This window comes from Nonomuraea harbinensis, from assembly GCF_019396385.1.
Lineage (GTDB): Bacteria > Actinomycetota > Actinomycetes > Streptosporangiales > Streptosporangiaceae > Nonomuraea > Nonomuraea ferruginea.
In genome coordinates this window covers 1-15,527 of the sequence record NZ_JAHKRN010000094.1, presented here as the reverse complement: position 1 = coordinate 15,527, position 15,527 = coordinate 1, and the positions used below count along the sequence as shown (strand labels likewise).

Sequence of the window (15,527 nt, the reverse complement as noted above, 5' to 3'; positions counted from 1 at the left end):
GGAAACACCCGGTTACATTCCGAACCCGGAAGTTAAGCTTCTCTGCGCCGATGGTACTGCACTCGGGAGGGTGTGGGAGAGTAGGTCACCGCCGGACAATTTTCATATGGGAAAGGCCCCGACAGTTAGTGTCGGGGCCTTTCCTTGTTTCGTGAGGGCCCTGGGGCTGGGGCTTCGGGGCCTTCTCTGTTTCGTCGAGGGCTTCGAGGCTGCGGCTTCGGGACTTTTCTTGTTTCTGGCTCCCGTCCTGCTTCGTGGGAGGCTTCGGTCATCACGCCGGGGCCCGTGTAGAGACCGGCGACGCCTCTGTCAGCTGTTGTCGACGTACTCGTCCCGCAGCTTGCGGCGCTGGAGCTTGCCCGCCTCCGTCCGCGGGAAGTCCTCGCGGAACTCGAACCTGCGCGGGCGCTTGTACGAGGCGAGCCCTTCGGCACAGTAGGCCCGGAGTTTCTCGGCCAGCGCCTCGCCGGCCTCCACGCCCGGTGACGGCTGGACGATGGCGAGCACGCTCTGGCCCCAGTCGGGGTCCGGCACGCCGATCACGGCGATGTCCTGGACAGACGGGTGGGTGATCAGGAACTGCTCGATCTCGGCCGGGTAGATGTTCACGCCGCCGGAGATGATCAGGTCGGTCCTGCGGTCGAGGAGGAACAGGTAGCCGTCCTCGTCCAGGTAGCCGAAGTCGCCGACCGTGGACATGCCGTCGAGCCGGGCGGCCGCGGTCTTCCCCGGGTCGTTGTAGTACTCGAATGCCTGGCCGGCGTTGCTGAAGTAGATCGTTCCAGGCTCGCCGTCCGGCACCTCTTCGCCGTTCTCGCCGACGATGCGGAGCGTGGTGCCCGGCTGCGGCCGGCCGACCGTGCCGGGCTTGGCCAGCCACTCCTCCGGGGTGACCTGGGACATGCCGCCTTCGGTGGCCGCCAGATACTCGTAGAGCTTGGGGCCGACCCACTCCATCATCTGCTTCTTGACCTCGACGGGGCAGGGCGCCGCGGCGTGGATCAGGCTGTCCAGGCTGGAGACGTCGTAGCGGAGGCGGACCTCCTCGGGTAGGCGGAGCATCCGGTGGAAGTGGGTGGGCACCATGTGGCTGGTGGTCACCTTGTAGCGCTCGATGGCGCGCAGCACCGCCTCGGCGTTGAACTTGAGGTGGCAGACCACGGTGTGGCCCAGGTGCAGCGCGTTGATGGCGAACGCGCCGGGGGCGGCGTGGTACAGCGGCGAGCAGGCGAGGTGGACACCCTGCTTCCGGAAGCCGAGCGTGTAGAAGTGCTTCGAGGCGAGCGGGGCTTCCTGTTCGGGGCTGAGGCCCGACAGCGGCCGGCGCACGCCCTTGGGGCGGCCGGTGGTGCCCGAGGTGTAGTTCATGATGGCGCCCATGACCCGGTCGCCCGGTTGTTCCTCGGGCCGGCCGCTCCACAGCTCGGGGTAGGGCTGCCAGCCCTCGACCTCGCCGCCGATGGCGTAGCGGTGCGCCGGCAGCCCGCCGACCTCGCTGCGCAGGTGTCCGGCCAGGTCGGAGTGGGCGACGAGCACCTTGGCGGTGCTGTCCTTGACGATGTAGGCGACCTCGGGCGGGGCGAGATGGGTGTTGATCGGCACGATGTAGGCGCCGAGCTGGATGGTGGCGAGTGCCAGCTCTATGTACTCCCGGCCGTTGTGCACCAGGATGGCGACCATGTCTTCCTTGCCCACGCCCAGCGCCCGGAGGCCATGGGAGATGCGGTTGACCTGGGCTCCCAGCTCACCGAAGGTGGTCTCTTCGCCCTGCGGGCCGATGAAGGCCAGTCGCTGTGGGTCCTGGAGCGCCAGCGCGTAGAAACCGGGATTCTCGGACGTCGTGTCAGGGTTGGTAGCCGGCATTCGTTCCTCCAGACCTGTCGCCTTGCGGCGATCGCCCAAGGACGCACGACCCCTGATTTCAGACATCAAGTGTCCGAAATTGGTCAGGGGATTGGTGTGCGACTTTCGTACCGTGAAATTCAGACGAAATGCGTCCGCAACACAGAAGCTAAGACCGGGCCCCGTCGGTGTCAAGGGCGGCTTCGGCGGGGCGGTAGCCGATGGAGGAGAGCACGAAATCGACGACCCACTCGGCGTAGCGGGGGGCGTCCTCCAGGAGGGCGGGCATCCTGTCGATCGGCGTGGAGAGCACGTGGTTGACGATGATGCCGTTCACCGCGTCCAGCACCAGGGCCGGCGAGGTGCCCTGGGGGATCTCGCCCCGGTCGATGGCGAGCAGCACGAGCCGCCTGGACAGGGTTCGCCACTGCTTCCCGAGGTCCTCCATGGCCTGGCCGAACAGCTCGGGATAGAACTTGGCCTCGATCTGCGCCCGCAGCCCGACCAGGCCGTCGCGGCTCTGCTGCGCCTTCAGCGTGCGGACGCACATGGCCAGGAGGTCCTCGCGCAGCGAGCCGGTGGTCTCGGCCATGACGGGCATGGTGATCGAGGCCAGGGCCTCGACGATCAGCTTCTCCTTGCTCTCCCAGCGGCGGTAGAGGGCGGCCTTGCCCACGCGTGCCCGGCGCGCGACGGCGTCCATGGTGAACCCGGCCCAGCCGACCTCCGCGTAGATCTGCAGCGTCGCGTCGAGGACTCGGGGCTCGATGCCGGGGTCGGGTGGTCGTCCGGGGCGGGAGGTGGTCGAAGCGGTTTTCATATTTTCTCAGTCTGCCAGGTCTCGGGAGGTTCGCCACCGGTTCCGCGGTATTTACAGACGAACTTTGTCCGGATTATGGTGCTGGCAGGACCCTTACGGAAGGAGCGCTCCCTTGGCGCTGAATCTGGACCTGGTGGGCAAGGAGTGGGAGGGCGGGGGCCGGCGATGGACCTCGGCCGACGCCATCCTCTACGCGCTCGGCGTCGGGGCGGGGGCCGAGGATCCGCTGACGGAGCTGCCGTTCACGACGGAGAACTCGCACGACGTCGCCCAGCAGGTGTTGCCCACCTTCGCGGTCATGATCGGCGGCACCGGAGGGTCGATGCCCCCGCTGGGTGACTTCCACCTCGCCCAGGTGCTGCACGCCGAGCAGTCGATCACGCTGCACGGCGCGCTGCCTCCCGAGGGCTCCACCGTGACCAGGAGCCGCGTGGCCGCCTTCTACGACAAGGGGCCGAACGCCATCGCCGTCCTGGAGTCGACGGTCATGGACGCGGACTCGGGCAAGGTGCTCGCCGAGTCCAGCACCGGCACCTTCATCCGGGGCGAGGGCGGTTTCGGCGGCGAGCGGGGCTCCGCCGCGCCGTGGGAACGGCCGGAGCGCGCGCCCGACCACGTGGTGACCTACCGGACGCGGCCCGACCAGGCCCTGCTCTACCGGCTGAGCGGCGACCGCAACCCGCTGCACTCCGACCCGTGGCTCGCCGGGAAGGCCGGGTTCGACCGTCCGATCCTGCACGGCCTGTGCACCTTCGGGTTCACCGGCAGGGCGTTGCTGCACACCGCGTGCGGCTCGGACCCGGAGCTGTTCGGCACCATGTCGGCGCGCTTCGCCTCCCCGGTCTTCCCGGGGCAGGAGCTGGCGGTGGCCCTCTGGGACGACGGCGAGACCTGGCGCTTCCAGACCACGGTGGCCGGCCAGGTCGTGCTGGATCGCGGCACGTTCGTCCGGAGGAACGGGTGATCGAGGACTTCATGCCCAGGCCGACGCCCGAGACCGCCCCGTACTGGGAGGCCGCGAAGGCGGGCGAGCTGCGCATTCAGAAGTGCGGCGCTTGCGGCCGGCACTACTTCTACCCGCGGCCGTTCTGCCGCTACTGCGCCTCGCCTGACGTCGCCTGGGTGACGGTGTCCGGCCGTGCGCGGCTCGTCTCGTACGTGATCAACAGACGGCCGATGCCCGGCTTCGAATCCGTCTCGCCGGTGATCGCCCTGGTGGAGCTTGACGAGGGCCCGCGGCTCATGACGAACGTGGTCGGCGTCGAGCCGGCGCCCGAGAACCTGCCCCTGGACCTGCGGCTCCGGGTGACGTTCGAGGAGCGCGGCGGGACCGTGCTGCCGGTCTTCCAGCCTGAAGAGGAGAGCGCGTGACCAGCATGCACGGCGGCCGGATCGCGATCGTCGGCGCGGCCGAGACCGACGAGATCGGGGTCCTGCCGAACACCTCGATGCTGCAGTTGCACGCCGAGGCGGGGCTGAACGCCCTGCGGGACGCCGGGCTCACCCCCGCCGACGTGGACGGCGTGGCGACCGCCGGGCCGCTGGCCCTGGACGTGGCGCACCACCTGGGCATCAACCCGCGCTGGGCCGACGGCACCATGGTCGGCGGCTGCAGCTTCCTGCTGCACGTCCGGCACGCGGCGGCGGCCGTCGCGGCCGGCGCGGCCGACGTCGTCCTCATCACCCACGGCGAGTCCGGGCGGTCGCGGGTGGGCGCGCCGCGGTGGGGCGGGGCCAACGCGACCCCCGCCGGACAGTTCGAGGCGCCGTACGGGGCCATCACCCCGTACGCCACGTTCACCGTCCCCGCGCTGCGCTTCCTGCACGAGCGCGGCATGGACCGGGAGGACCTGGCCCGGGTGGTCGTCGCCCAGCGGGAGTGGGCGAGCAAGAACCCGCGGGCCCTGCGGCGTGACATCGTCACGGTGGACGAGGTGCTCCAGGCTCCGGAGATCGCCTACCCGTTCACCAGGGACATGTGCTGTGTGGTCACCGACGGCGGCGGCGCCCTGGTGCTGACCAGCGCGGAACGCGCCGCCGACCTGCCCGGGGGGAGCCGGGCCGTCTACCTGCTGGGCTCGGGCGAGGCCACCGAGAGCGCGATGGTGTCCCAGATGGAGGATCCGGGGTCGTTCCAGGCGTTCCGCCGCTCCAGCGCCGAGGCGTTCCGCACGGCCGGGCTCGGGCACGGCGACGTCGACCATCTGATGATCTACGACGCGTTCGCGCACCTGCCGCTCTACGGGCTGGAGGATCTCGGGTTCGTCGGCAGGGGAGAGTCGGGGGCGTTCATCGCGGACGGTCACACGATCCCGGGCGGCAGCCTGCCGGTGAACACCAACGGCGGCGGGCTCGCGTACACGCACACCGGCATGTACGGGATGTTCGCGATCCTGGAGTCCGTCCGGCAGTTGCGGGGCGAGGCCGCCGCGCAGGTGCCCGACGTGGAGGTCAGCTTCGTGCAGGGGGTGGGCATCTTCTTCGCGGCGTCTGGCAGCCTTGTCCTGTCCAACCGCGGATTTTGATCGAACGGAGCTCGGTGGCGATGCCTCGCACCCCCGGAAAGTCGAGCGGCGTCGTCATCGCCGCCCTGGCCTTCAGCGGCATGGTCGTGTCGATGATGTTCACCCTGGTGGTGCCCATCATCCCCGACCTGCCGAGGCTGGTGTCGGCCTCGGCGGAGGACGCGTCCTGGGTGATCACCTCCACGCTGCTGTCGTCGGCGGTGTTCACGCCCGTGAGCGGGCGGCTCGGAGACATGTACGGCAAGCGCCGGATGATCGTGATCAGCCTCTCGCTGATGATCCTCGGATCGGCGATCTGCGTCTTCACCAGCGCGCTGCCCCTCGTGGTGATCGGCCGTACGCTGCAGGGCTGCGCGGTCGGCGTGATCCCGCTCGGCATCAGCATCATGCGGGACCTGCTGCCGCCCGGCCGGCTGGGCTCGGCCATGGCGCTGATGAGCGCCACGCTGGGCGCCGGCGGCGCCATCGGGCTGCCGCTGGGCGCGGTCGTCGCCCAGTACGCCAACTGGCACGTGCTCTTCCTGGTCGCCGCCGCGATGGGGGTGGCGGGCCTGGTCCTGACCATCACGCTCGTGCCGGTCTCGCCGCTGCGGACAGGCGGGCGCTTCGACTTCCTCGGCGTGGCCGGGCTGTCGGCCGGGCTGGTCTGCTTCCTGCTGCCCATCAGCAAGGGCGGCAGCTGGGGCTGGACGAGCCCGCTGACCCTGGGCCTGTTCGCCGCGGCGGTGGTGATTTTCGCGCTCTGGGGATGGGCGGAGCTGCGGATGCACAATCCGCTGGTCGACCTGCGGACCACCACCCGGCGCGAGGTGCTGCTCACCAACCTGGCGTCCATCGCCTTCGGGTTCGCCATGTTCGGCACCCAGCTGGTCTTCCCCCAGGTGCTGCAGGCGCCGGCCGCGTCCGGTTACGGGCTGGGGCTCACCCTGTTCGAGGCCGGGCTGTGCATGGCGGTGGGCGGCGGCATGATGATCGTGCTCTCGCCCGTCTCGGCCCGTGTCACCGGAGCCTACGGCCCCAAGGTGACGCTCATGCTCGGCGCCCTGCTCTCCATCGCGGGCTACGTCACCGCGCTGTTCCTGATGACGGAGGTCTGGCACGTCGCGCTGGCCGCGACGATCGTCTCGGCCGGTGCCGGTCTCGGGTACGCCGCCATGCCCGCCTCGATCATGGGAGCCGTGCCCACCTCGGAGACCGGCGCGGCCAACGGCTTCAACTCGCTGATGCGCTCCATCGGCACGTCGACGGCCAGCGCGGTGATCGGCGCGGTGCTGGCCGCGCAGACCGTCCAGCTGGGAGCCGTGACTCTGCCCTCGCGCGACGGCCTCCAGATCGCGCTGGTCATCTCGGCGGTCGCGGCGGCGGCCGGGATGGTCATCTCCGCTTTCCTGCCCAGGCGCGGGTCGGCCCGCAGGGGCGCCCGCCCCGAGCCGCCTCAGGGACGTCCCGGCACTCGGCTCCCCAGCAAGGCCGGGGAGCCGCTCGTCGACGACGTCGCGGGCGACGCGCGGTCGCGGAGCGCCGACTAGCCGCCGGATCTAGCGGGGGAGGACGAGCAGGGCGTCGCCGACGGCGCGCTCCCCGCCGTCGGACGGCTGGTTGACGACCTTGCCCTTCACGACCATCGCCGTCGACCCGCCGCCGTCCAGGTTGATCGCCTGGGTGGCGCCGAGCCAGCGCATGAACTGGGCCGCCTCGACGAAGTTGGCGCCCACGGTGATGCCCGGCTTGCGGCCGTCGATCGTGGCCACGATCAGGCTGCCGTTACGGGTGGTGCCGACCAGGGTGCGCGGGTGGCGGCGGAGGATCATGTTGACCGAGTCGTGGCCGTCGCGCCTGGCGGTGATCGCGGTGCGCCCGTTGCGGACCAGGCCCACGCCGCCCGACACGACGTGCAGGTCGGGGGTGAGCTGGAGGTTCCTGTTCTTGCGCAGGTCGCGCACCTTGGTGTCGACCTTGACGGTCCAGCCTTCCCAGAGGTGCTCGTTGAGCCACATGGCCGCCTCGCCGCCGCCGTGGAGCACCCGCTTGCCCTTCGGCACCGCGGCGCCGGGGGTGCGGACCGCCTCCACCCGGCCGTTGGCGTCGATGACCACGTCGGTGCCGTCGACGGCGGGGGTCTTGGCGCCGTACTCCTCGGTGTAGAGGACGAGCTCGTCGGCGGCCGCCGCGCGGTTGACGCCGGCGATCGGGTGCTTGGCGCCGTCCTGGGAGACGGCCGTGATCGTGGTCGTCAGCTCGGTGATGCGGGCGGTACGGCCGCGCAGCACGATCGCGGAGCGGCCCGGGACCGCCTCGCTGAGCAGCCTGCCCGCGACCACGGAGGCGCCCACCGGCTCGCCGCGCAGCTGCTTGGCGGTGTGGATGTTGAAGAAGCCGCCGTTGACGGCCGCGACCGCGCCGCCCCGCTTGGCCATCGACGAGACCGTCTCGCGCTTGGCCACGCTGGTGCCGAGCGAGGCCGCGTACGAGCCGCGGAAGGTGCGGGCGTCGACCGTGAGCACCTTGACGTGCCACGGGCCGGTGGTCTTGAGTCCGTCGTCGCCCAGGTAGTCGACCTTGACCTTCAGGCCGGCCTTCTTGAGCTTCGCGGCCGCCTTGTCGGCCTTGGCGCGCTGCTTGAACGACCACAGGCCCACGCGCACCATGAAGAGCTCCTGCGCGGGGGCGTCGGCGACCTGCGGGCGCTCCAGCCGCTGGATGCCGGCGACCTCGCCGGCCGCCTCGACCGCGGCCAGCGTGGTCTCCGCGGCCTCGCGGGTGCCGGCGTCGCGGCCGTTCGGCAGGAGCACGGTCACCGTGTAGCCGTCGGTGGACGAGCCCGCCTTCACGTCGTACAGGTCGATGCCCGAGGTCACGCTGGTCATGGTCTTGGTCGGTGCGGACCGCGCACCGAGCGGGAAGTTGGATGACGGGAACTTCACCGTCGCCTGCTCGGCTGCGGCGCCGGGCACGGTGAGGCCCGTGATCGTCGTGGCCATGGCCAGGCCGACGACGAGAGTGCGTCGAGACATGCGAACTCCAGGAGGGTGGAACGGGACCGCCCCATCCTGACGTGATCAAGCTGATCGGGTCTGGAGAACACGCCAAACGGTTGAAAGAGGTTACGCGATCGACATACGCCCGGACTGGTGAGTTCGACCTTCGCCTAGAATGGGTGCGTGAAGCGCATCGGCATGTGGTGGTGGCCGCGAGACGGCCTCTGACCTTCGCATGCGCAAGGGCCGTCCTCAGGGCGGCCCCGGGCGCAGGGCATCCCTCCGGACGGCGTCGACCGATCGAGGAGGGACCATGCAACACACCGTGCTCACCGGAGACCGCCCCACCGGGCCGCTCCATCTCGGCCACTACTTCGGCTCCCTGGCCAACCGCGTTCGCCTGCAGGACCGGTTCCCGATGTACGTGCTGGTGGCCGACTACCAGGTGATCACCGACCGGGATCTGCCGGGGGAGATCCAGCGCAACATCACCGAGTTGCTGCTCGACTATCTCGCGGTGGGGCTCGACCCGGCCAAGGTGACGATCTTCCAGCACAGCGCCGTGCCCGAGCTCAACCAGCTCATGCTGCCGTTCCTGAGCCTGGTGACGGTGTCGGAGCTGAGCCGCAACCCCACCGTCAAGGACGAGATCGCGCACAGCAGCCAGAAGGCGGTCAGCGGGCTCATGTTCACCTACCCGGTGCACCAGGCGGCCGACATCCTGTTCTGCAAGGGCACGCTGGTGCCGGTGGGCAAGGACCAGTTGCCGCATCTCGAGGTGACCCGGACGATCGCGCGGCGCTTCAACGAGCGCTACGGCCGTGTCTTCCCCGTGCCCGAGGCCATGCTGGGCGAGCGGCCGCTGCTCCAGGGGCTCGACGGCGGCAAGATGAGCAAGAGCAGGGGCAACGCGATCGCGCTGTCGGCCACCGAGGACGAGACGGCCGCGCTCATCCGCAAGGCACGCACCGACTCCGAGCGGCTGATCACCTACGACGAGGAGAACCGCCCCCAGGTGGCCAACCTGCTCATGATCGCGTCGCTCTGCCTCGGCCGGCCGCCCGCGGAGCTCGCCGCCGAGATCGGGTACGGGGGAGCGTCCGCGCTGAAGCGGTTGACCACGGACGCGGTCAACGACTTCCTGCGGCCGATCAGGAAGCGCAGGAACGAGCACGGCGAGGCCGAGGTGCGGGAGATCCTCGCCGAGGGCAACCGGCGGGCCCGCGAGCGGGCCGTGGTCACCCTCGACGAGGTGCGCGCGGCGATGGGTTTCTAGCGCGGGTGGTAGCTGAGCGTCCTGAAGGGCCAGTGTGCGGACAGCCAGGCCGTCACGGCTTCGTACAGGGGCACGTCCAGGTCGGCCCGGTCGGCCCGGACCCAGGAGGACACGTCGGCGTCGTGGGCGTCGCCCGTGGAAGGGTAGATGTAGACGCATCCGATCACGTCGCCGTCCGTGTCCAGGACGGTGTAGGTGAAGCCGCGGCGCCGGGCGAAGTCGTCCGCGTGGCGCCGCAGGTCGGCGAGGTTGGCCTCCAGGGTCATGCCCTCCACGGGAGGCCACCGTTCGTCCGGGAAGCCCGGGGTCGCGCGGATGTGCTCGATGCTGCTGGTCCAGGCGGCGTGGTCGGCGGCGTTGTGCTGGGGGCCCAGGGGTTCCAGACGGAACCGCGGGGTGGCCGGGGGCGCGGGGACGACGAAGTCGTCGGGGACGAAGGCGCGGTCGTTCATGGGGCCGAGGCTACGAGGCCGGGCTCCTGGGGCGCATCCGGATTGATCGCGGGCTAGCGCTGGCGGTCGCGGCGGAACGACTCCAGCGCCAGCAGCGCGACGTGCAGGGACAGGCAGGACTCGACGTCGTCGAGATCGGTGTCGAGGATGCGTTCCAGGCGGCGCAGCCGGTCGTAGAAGGCGGGCCTCGACAGGTGGGCCTTCTGTGCGGCGACCGCCTTGTTGCGGCCCGCGTCGAGGTAGATGCGCAGGATGCGGGCCAGGTCGCCGCCCCGCTGGGCGTCGTGCGCGAGCAGCGCGCCCAGCTCGCGCTCGGCGAAGGTCTGCAGCCTGGCGTCGTCGCGCAGCAGGTGGAGCAGCCCGCGCAGGCGCAGGTCGGGCAGCCGGTAGAAGGGCCGGGCGTCGGGCTGCCGGACCGCCACGTCGGCCACCTGCTCGGCCTCCAGGAAGCTGCGCCGTACGTCGCGGATGGACTCGACCACCGAGCCGGCGGCGAGCACGAACGCGGATCCGTGCTTCCACAGCTCGCGCAGGCGCTCGGAGAGCGTCGTCAGCGCGGGCTCGGCCTGCGTGCGCGGCGGGAGCGGCAGCAGGACGCCCACCCGGTCCTGGTCGAGCGCGCCCACCAGGGCGGGCAGGCGGGCGTCGCGGCAGGCGGCGGCCGTCGCCTCGGCCAGCTCGCCCAGCTCGGCCTGCCCGTCGAGCGCCTGGTCGGCCGGGTCTGTCGGACGGATGACCACGCTCACCAGCCTGCGGCCGGTGAGCGGCACGCCGACCGCGCGGGCGCGGGCCGCGGCCTCGTCGGGGTCGGAGTAGGCGTGGGTGAGGATGCCGGTGATGATCGTGCCGTGGGCCTGGCGCTCCAGCGACTCCTGGTGGCGCTCCAGCAGGCGGCCCAGGGCGAGCGTGGTGGCGGCGCGCTCGGCCAGCACCAGGTCGCGCGGCGACGGCTTGCGGTCGCACAGCAGGATCAGCCGTCCCCAGTCCTGCCCGCGCGCGCCGACGGTGGTGACGAGCCAGCCCGACGCGGAGTCGTACGCGGTGCGGTCGGCGGGGGCGACGGCCCTGGACCTGCTCTCCCAGCCGGCCAGCAGCGCGCCGGTGTCGCGGCCGGCCGACTCGCAGGCCAGCACCTGGTGGGCGAGGTTCTCCAGCAGGACCGGGCGGCCCGACAGCCTGGCCACCTGGGCCAGCACCTCCGCGGGGGACGCGCCCTCGACCGACAGCTCGGTGAACACCTCGTGCAGCTGCTCGGAGGCGCGCAGCTCCTCCAGCTGGTTGTCGATGATGCGGGCGTGGACGGCCTCGGTGATCTGCACGAACGGGGTCTCGCGGGCGAGCACGATGACCGGCAGGCCGTGCTCCTCGGCGGACTTGATCACGGCGGGGGGCAGCTCGCGGACGAACCGGCGGCCCAGCTCGACGACCAGGCCGGAGGCGCCGACGGAGGACAGCCCGGCGATGTAGCCGGTGAGCTCGGCGGAGTCGTCGGGCAGCGCCACGCCCGTGGTGAGCACCAGCTCGCCGCCGCGCAGCAGCTGGGCGATGTCGGCGATCTCGCCGACGTGCACCCAGCGCACCTTGGTGTCGAGCCGGTCGGCGCCCGCCACGACCTGTGGGCTGCCGCGGCGGACCGTCTCCAGCTCCAGGATGTCGGCGATGGTGGGCAGCACGACGCCGAGCCTATCCGATCAGCCTGTAATCCTGGGCGGGCCATGGTTGACAGACTGCCAGGAAGATCAGCGGATCAGGTCCTCCTCGCGGAACTCCCGCGCCGGGCTCTGCTCGCGCAGCTCCACCCGGCGGATCTTGCCCGAGATCGTCTTGGGCAGCTCGGCGAACTCCAGCCTGCGCACCCGCTTGAACGGGGCCAGCTCGCGCCGGCAGTGCTCGAAGATCGACCGGGCCGTCTCCTCGTCGGGTTCGGCCCCGGGCGCGAGCGTCACGTACGCCTTGGGGACGGCCAGGCGCACCGGGTCGGGGGCGGGCACCACGGCCGCCTCCGCGACGGCGGGATGCTCCAGCAGCACGCTCTCCAGCTCGAACGGCGAGATGCGGTAGTCGGAGGCCTTGAACACGTCGTCGGTCCTGCCCACGTAGGTGATGTAGCCGTCGGCGTCCCGGGAGGCCATGTCACCCGTGTGATAGTGCCCATCGCGCATCGCTTCACTGGATCCGGCGACATATCCGGACATGAGGCCGAGGGGGCGGTTCTCCAGCGGGATGCAGATCTCCCCGTCGTCCCCCGGTTCCCCGGTCTCCGGATCGAGCAGCACGATCTCGTACCCCGGCAGCGGCCGCCCCATCGAGCCCGGCTTGACCGGCTCGCCCGGGACGTTGCCGATCTGCGCGGTCGTCTCTGTCTGTCCGTAGCCGTCCCTGATCGTGAGGCCCCACGCCTTGGCCACCTGGTCGATGATCTCCGGGTTGAGCGGCTCGCCGGCGGCCACGGCGGTGCGCAGCGGCAGCCGCCACGCCGCCAGGTCCTCCTGGATCAGCATCCGCCACACGGTCGGCGGCGCGCAGAAGGTGTCGACGCCCTCGTCGCGCAGCACCCGCAGCAGCTCGGCCGCCGAGAAGCGCTGGTAGTCGTGGACGAGCACGGTCGCGCCCGCGTTCCACGGCGCGAACACGTTGCTCCAGGCGTGCTTGGCCCAGCCGGGCGAGGACACGTTGAGATGCACGTCGCCGGGCCGGATGCCGATCCAGTACATGGTCGACAGGTGGCCGGCCGGATAGGAGGCGTGGGTGTGCTCGACCAGCTTCGGCTGCGAGGTCGTGCCGGAGGTGAAGTAGAGCAGCAGGGTGTCGCCCGCGTGCGTCGGCCCGTCGGGCGTGAACCGCTCGGCCGCCTGGGAGGACTCGTGGTAGGGCAGCCAGCCGTACGCGTCGCCGACCGCGATCCTGGTGTAGGGGCCGCCGCCGAACTTGCCCGCGTCCTCGGCGTTGGCGATCACGTGGGACACCCCGCCGCGCTCGATCCGCTCGGTCACGTCCTTGCGGGTCAGCAGCGTGGTGGCCGGGATGACGACCGCGCCCAGCTTCATCGCGGCCAGCAGCGACTCCCACAGCTCGGGCTGGTTGCCGAGCATGAGCAGGATCCGGTCGCCGCGCCGCACGCCCTGCTCGTGCAGCCAGTTGGCCACCCGGCTGGAGCGCACGGACAGCTCGGCGAAGGTGTACGAGACCCTGCCGGTGATCTTGAGGGCGATCCGGTCGGGGGTCTCGGCGGCCAGCACGCCGTCGAACCAGTCGAGCGCCCAGTTGAACTCGCCCAGCTCCGGCCACCGGAACTCCCGGCGGGCGGTGGGGTAGTCGGCCTGGAGCAGGAAGTCGCGCGCGGCTCGGAAATCGCTCATGCTCCGGATCCTGCTACGCCGTCAGCCTCGCCTCAAGGCCATCGAGCACCGCCGCGAGTCCGAAGGTGAACATCATCTCGCGCGACTCCCTCAGGTCGGCCGGCTTGCTCTCGCGCATCCTCTCCAGCAGGTCGGGGTGGGCGGCGGCGGCCCGCTCGACGGCCTCGCGCATGCTGTCCTCGTCGAGAGGGTCCCTGGCCATCGCCTCGTTGTAGGCCACTTCGGGGATCGTGGTGCCGAACACGAAGGCGGTCAGCGTGGACGCGGCGTAGTCGATCTCCAGCCCCCGGAACCCGGCGCCCTTGAAGGCCCGGGTGAGCCGGCTGGTGACCTCCAGCGCGTTGGGCCCGAGCGCGGGCGTGCGCCCGATGAGCCCGGCGGACCAGGGATGGCGCAGCATCACCCGGCGCATGCTGTGGGCGAAGGCGCCGGCCGTCTGACGCCACCACTTCGTCTCCTCCGGCGGCGGCACCGTCATCTCGCCCCAGATCTCGTCGTAGACCAGCTCCAGCAGCTCGCGCTTGTTGGCCACGTACCAGTAGAGGCTGGTCGCGCCCGCGTCGAGCTTCGCGCCGAGCTTGCGCATGCTCAGCCCGTCGAGCCCTTCGGCGTCGAGCAGCTCCACCGCGGCGCGCACGATCTCCTCGCGGCTGCGGCCCGGGCTCTTGGCGGGCCGGGGGTCGCGCGTCCACACCGAGGAGAACTGCTTGCCGGTCATGCTTCCAGATTAAATCCTCTCGCACACTGTGCGGGTTTCCTCGTACAGTGTGCGAGTGGAATCGAACGCCGTGCGAGACCCACGTCGCTGGTGGGTGCTCGCCGTTCTCTGTCTCTCGCTGATGGTGCTGTCGGTCGACGGCACGATCCTCAACCTGGCCATCCCCTCGCTGATCGAGGAGCTCGGGGCCACTCCCTCCGACATCCAGTGGATCCTGGACGTCTACGTGCTGGCGTTCGCGGGGCTGCTGCTGACGGCGGGCAGCCTGTCGGACCGGTTCGGCCGCCGGCGGTTCCTGATCATCGGGCTCGCCCTGTTCGGCGGGGCGTCGCTGGCGGCCGTCTTCGCGGCCGAGCCGTGGCAGCTCGTCGCCGCCCGCGCGCTCATGGGCGTCGGCGGGGCCATCCTGATGCCGTCGACGCTCTCCATCCTGATGACCGTCTTCGACGCCGAGGAGCGCCGCACCGCCATGGCCGTCTGGGGCGGGGTGGCCATGGTCAGCGTGATCATCGGCCCCACGCTCGGCGGCTTCCTGCTGCAGAGCTACTGGTGGGGCTCGGTCTTCCTGATGAACATCCCGATCGCCGCGCTGGCCATCGTGGCCGCGCTGGTCCTGATGCGGGAGACGCGGGGGCCGGCGCGCAAGCTCGACCCGGTCGGCGTGGTGCTGTCCAGCGTCGGGCTGACGGCCGCCGTGTACGTCATCATCGAGCGCGAGCTCAACTGGGGGATCATCGCGGTGGCGGTCGTCTCGCTGGTCGCCTTCGTGGTGTGGGAGCGGCGGCGCGAGGAGCCGATGCTGCCGCTGTTCCTGTTCGGCAACCGCAACTTCAGCGGCGCGTCGATGTCCATCCTGCTGATGTCCTTCGGGGCGGGCGCCGTGATGTTCATGCTCACCCAGTACCTGCAGTTCGTGCTCGGGTACGAGGAGGTGGTCGCGGGGCTGGCCATGCTGCCGTACGCGGTGGCGGCGGCCTTCTTCAACGGGATCGGCGCCGGGCTCGGGAAGAAGGTGAGCAACCGGGCGCTGGTGAGCGGCGGGCTCCTGATCATGGCAGGGGGGTTCGCCGTCATGGCGACCACCACCGGCTACCTGCCCCTGCTCGTCGCGCTGCTGGTCATGGGCGTGGGCGGCGGGCTGGCGGGCCCGTCCGCGTACACCTCGCTGATGAACGCGATCCCGCTGGAGCGGGCCGGGGTCGGCTCGGCCATGAACGACACCGTCCAGCAGGTCGGGCTGGCGCTGAGCATCGCCGTGCTGGGCAGCGTGCTGGCCGAGGTCTACACCGGGCAGATGCCCGTCTCCGCGCCCGAGGCGGCCAGGGAGTCCATCGGGGTGGCGATCCAGGCGCCCGCGCTGGTGGACCAGGCCGGTGCGGCCTTCACCACCGCCATGCACGTCGGGTCGTGGGTGGGCGCCGCGTTCTGCGTCGCCGCGGCGGTGGTCGCCGCCGTCCTGCTACGCCCGCTCGCGCCCACCGAGAGCCCCGAACCGGTGACCGTCTAGATCGCATCCCCTACAGGGCGGAACCCCGCGCCGGGCCGGCCGGCGCGGGG

General features: G+C 71.0%; 13 protein-coding genes and 1 rRNA gene. 7 read left to right on the top strand and 7 right to left on the bottom strand.

The annotated features are described in order from the left end of the window. Nucleotides 1-97: ribosomal RNA gene (rrf, locus tag KME79_RS43585) — 5S ribosomal RNA — on the top strand; the annotation flags it as partial. Nucleotides 98-309: 212 nt separating this feature from the next. Here rrf and KME79_RS43580 read toward each other — a convergent pair. Both KME79_RS43580 and KME79_RS43575 read right to left on the bottom strand, forming a co-directional pair. Continuing rightward, the gene (locus KME79_RS43580; protein WP_219552435.1) at nt 310-1,863 is read right to left on the bottom strand and encodes an AMP-binding protein; all 1,554 of its coding nucleotides are present in this window, start codon (nt 1,861-1,863) and stop codon (nt 310-312) included. Between the two features lie 148 nt (nt 1,864-2,011). Further along, a complete protein-coding gene (locus tag KME79_RS43575; protein WP_219552433.1) occupies nt 2,012-2,662 on the bottom strand; it encodes a TetR/AcrR family transcriptional regulator in 651 nt (216 codons plus the stop codon). Nucleotides 2,663-2,774: 112 nt separating this feature from the next. Between KME79_RS43575 and KME79_RS43570 the strand changes: the two genes are divergently transcribed. Genes KME79_RS43570 through KME79_RS43555 form a run of 4 tightly spaced genes read left to right on the top strand, consistent with a single transcriptional unit; the run spans nt 2,775 to nt 6,716 of the window. Beyond that, on the top strand, nt 2,775-3,626 hold the full coding sequence (locus KME79_RS43570; RefSeq protein ID WP_219552431.1) for a MaoC/PaaZ C-terminal domain-containing protein: 852 nt from the start codon (nt 2,775-2,777) through the stop codon (nt 3,624-3,626). Continuing rightward, nucleotides 3,623-4,033, top strand: coding sequence for a Zn-ribbon domain-containing OB-fold protein (locus KME79_RS43565; RefSeq protein ID WP_308249272.1), 411 nt, complete (start codon nt 3,623-3,625; stop codon nt 4,031-4,033). The genes KME79_RS43570 and KME79_RS43565 overlap by 4 nt, the downstream gene beginning before the upstream one ends. Nucleotides 4,034-4,038: 5 nt before the next feature. Continuing rightward, nucleotides 4,039-5,187 carry a thiolase C-terminal domain-containing protein gene (locus KME79_RS43560; protein ID WP_246641387.1) on the top strand — a complete coding sequence of 383 codons (1,149 nt, stop codon included), beginning with the start codon at nt 4,039-4,041 and terminating at the stop codon, nt 5,185-5,187. A 20-nt stretch (nt 5,188-5,207) separates the two neighbouring features. Then, on the top strand, nt 5,208-6,716 hold the full coding sequence (locus KME79_RS43555) for an MFS transporter (protein WP_219552427.1): 1,509 nt from the start codon (nt 5,208-5,210) through the stop codon (nt 6,714-6,716). Between the two features lie 9 nt (nt 6,717-6,725). Here KME79_RS43555 and KME79_RS43550 read toward each other — a convergent pair whose 3' ends face one another. Further along, nucleotides 6,726-8,201, bottom strand: a complete 1,476-nt coding sequence (locus KME79_RS43550; RefSeq protein ID WP_219552425.1) for a phosphodiester glycosidase family protein — start codon at nt 8,199-8,201, stop codon at nt 6,726-6,728. Nucleotides 8,202-8,478: 277 nt separating this feature from the next. On the opposite strand from KME79_RS43550, the gene trpS reads away from it, so the two are divergent. Next, the gene (gene trpS / locus KME79_RS43545) at nt 8,479-9,441 is read left to right on the top strand and encodes a tryptophan--tRNA ligase (protein WP_219552423.1); all 963 of its coding nucleotides are present in this window, start codon (nt 8,479-8,481) and stop codon (nt 9,439-9,441) included. Here the strand turns inward: trpS and KME79_RS43540 are convergent. The 4 genes from KME79_RS43540 to KME79_RS43525 form a co-directional block, all read right to left on the bottom strand. Next, the gene (locus KME79_RS43540) at nt 9,438-9,893 is read right to left on the bottom strand and encodes a GNAT family N-acetyltransferase (protein ID WP_219552421.1); all 456 of its coding nucleotides are present in this window, start codon (nt 9,891-9,893) and stop codon (nt 9,438-9,440) included. The genes trpS and KME79_RS43540 overlap by 4 nt on opposite strands. A 53-nt stretch (nt 9,894-9,946) precedes the next feature. Further along, nucleotides 9,947-11,566 (bottom strand): PucR family transcriptional regulator, encoded by a 1,620-nt coding sequence (locus KME79_RS43535; RefSeq protein ID WP_148033713.1) that lies wholly within the window; start codon nt 11,564-11,566, stop codon nt 9,947-9,949. A gap of 66 nt (nt 11,567-11,632) precedes the next feature. Beyond that, entirely contained in the window at nt 11,633-13,252 is a 1,620-nt protein-coding gene (locus tag KME79_RS43530; RefSeq protein ID WP_219552419.1) for an AMP-binding protein, read from the bottom strand. Nucleotides 13,253-13,265: 13 nt separating this feature from the next. Beyond that, nucleotides 13,266-13,970, bottom strand: a complete 705-nt coding sequence (locus tag KME79_RS43525; RefSeq protein WP_219552417.1) for a TetR/AcrR family transcriptional regulator C-terminal domain-containing protein — start codon at nt 13,968-13,970, stop codon at nt 13,266-13,268. 70 nt (nt 13,971-14,040) lie between these two features. On the opposite strand from KME79_RS43525, the gene KME79_RS43520 reads away from it, so the two are divergent. Then, nucleotides 14,041-15,477, top strand: a complete 1,437-nt coding sequence (locus KME79_RS43520; RefSeq protein WP_308249271.1) for an MFS transporter — start codon at nt 14,041-14,043, stop codon at nt 15,475-15,477. Nucleotides 15,478-15,527: the final 50 nt, after the last annotated feature.

Bases quoted from the DNA above. Each gene is read 5' to 3' on its own strand.
- KME79_RS43580 (WP_219552435.1), bottom strand. From the start codon at position 1,863: ATGCCGGCTACCAACCCTGACACGACGTCCGAGAATCCCGGTTTCTAC.
- KME79_RS43575 (WP_219552433.1), bottom strand. From the start codon at position 2,662: ATGAAAACCGCTTCGACCACCTCCCGCCCCGGACGACCACCCGACCCC.
- KME79_RS43560 (WP_246641387.1), top strand. From the start codon at position 4,039: ATGCACGGCGGCCGGATCGCGATCGTCGGCGCGGCCGAGACCGACGAG.
- KME79_RS43555 (WP_219552427.1), top strand. From the start codon at position 5,208: ATGCCTCGCACCCCCGGAAAGTCGAGCGGCGTCGTCATCGCCGCCCTG.
- KME79_RS43550 (WP_219552425.1), bottom strand. From the start codon at position 8,201: ATGTCTCGACGCACTCTCGTCGTCGGCCTGGCCATGGCCACGACGATC.
- trpS (WP_219552423.1), top strand. From the start codon at position 8,479: ATGCAACACACCGTGCTCACCGGAGACCGCCCCACCGGGCCGCTCCAT.
- KME79_RS43540 (WP_219552421.1), bottom strand. From the start codon at position 9,893: ATGAACGACCGCGCCTTCGTCCCCGACGACTTCGTCGTCCCCGCGCCC.
- KME79_RS43530 (WP_219552419.1), bottom strand. From the start codon at position 13,252: ATGAGCGATTTCCGAGCCGCGCGCGACTTCCTGCTCCAGGCCGACTAC.
- KME79_RS43525 (WP_219552417.1), bottom strand. From the start codon at position 13,970: ATGACCGGCAAGCAGTTCTCCTCGGTGTGGACGCGCGACCCCCGGCCC.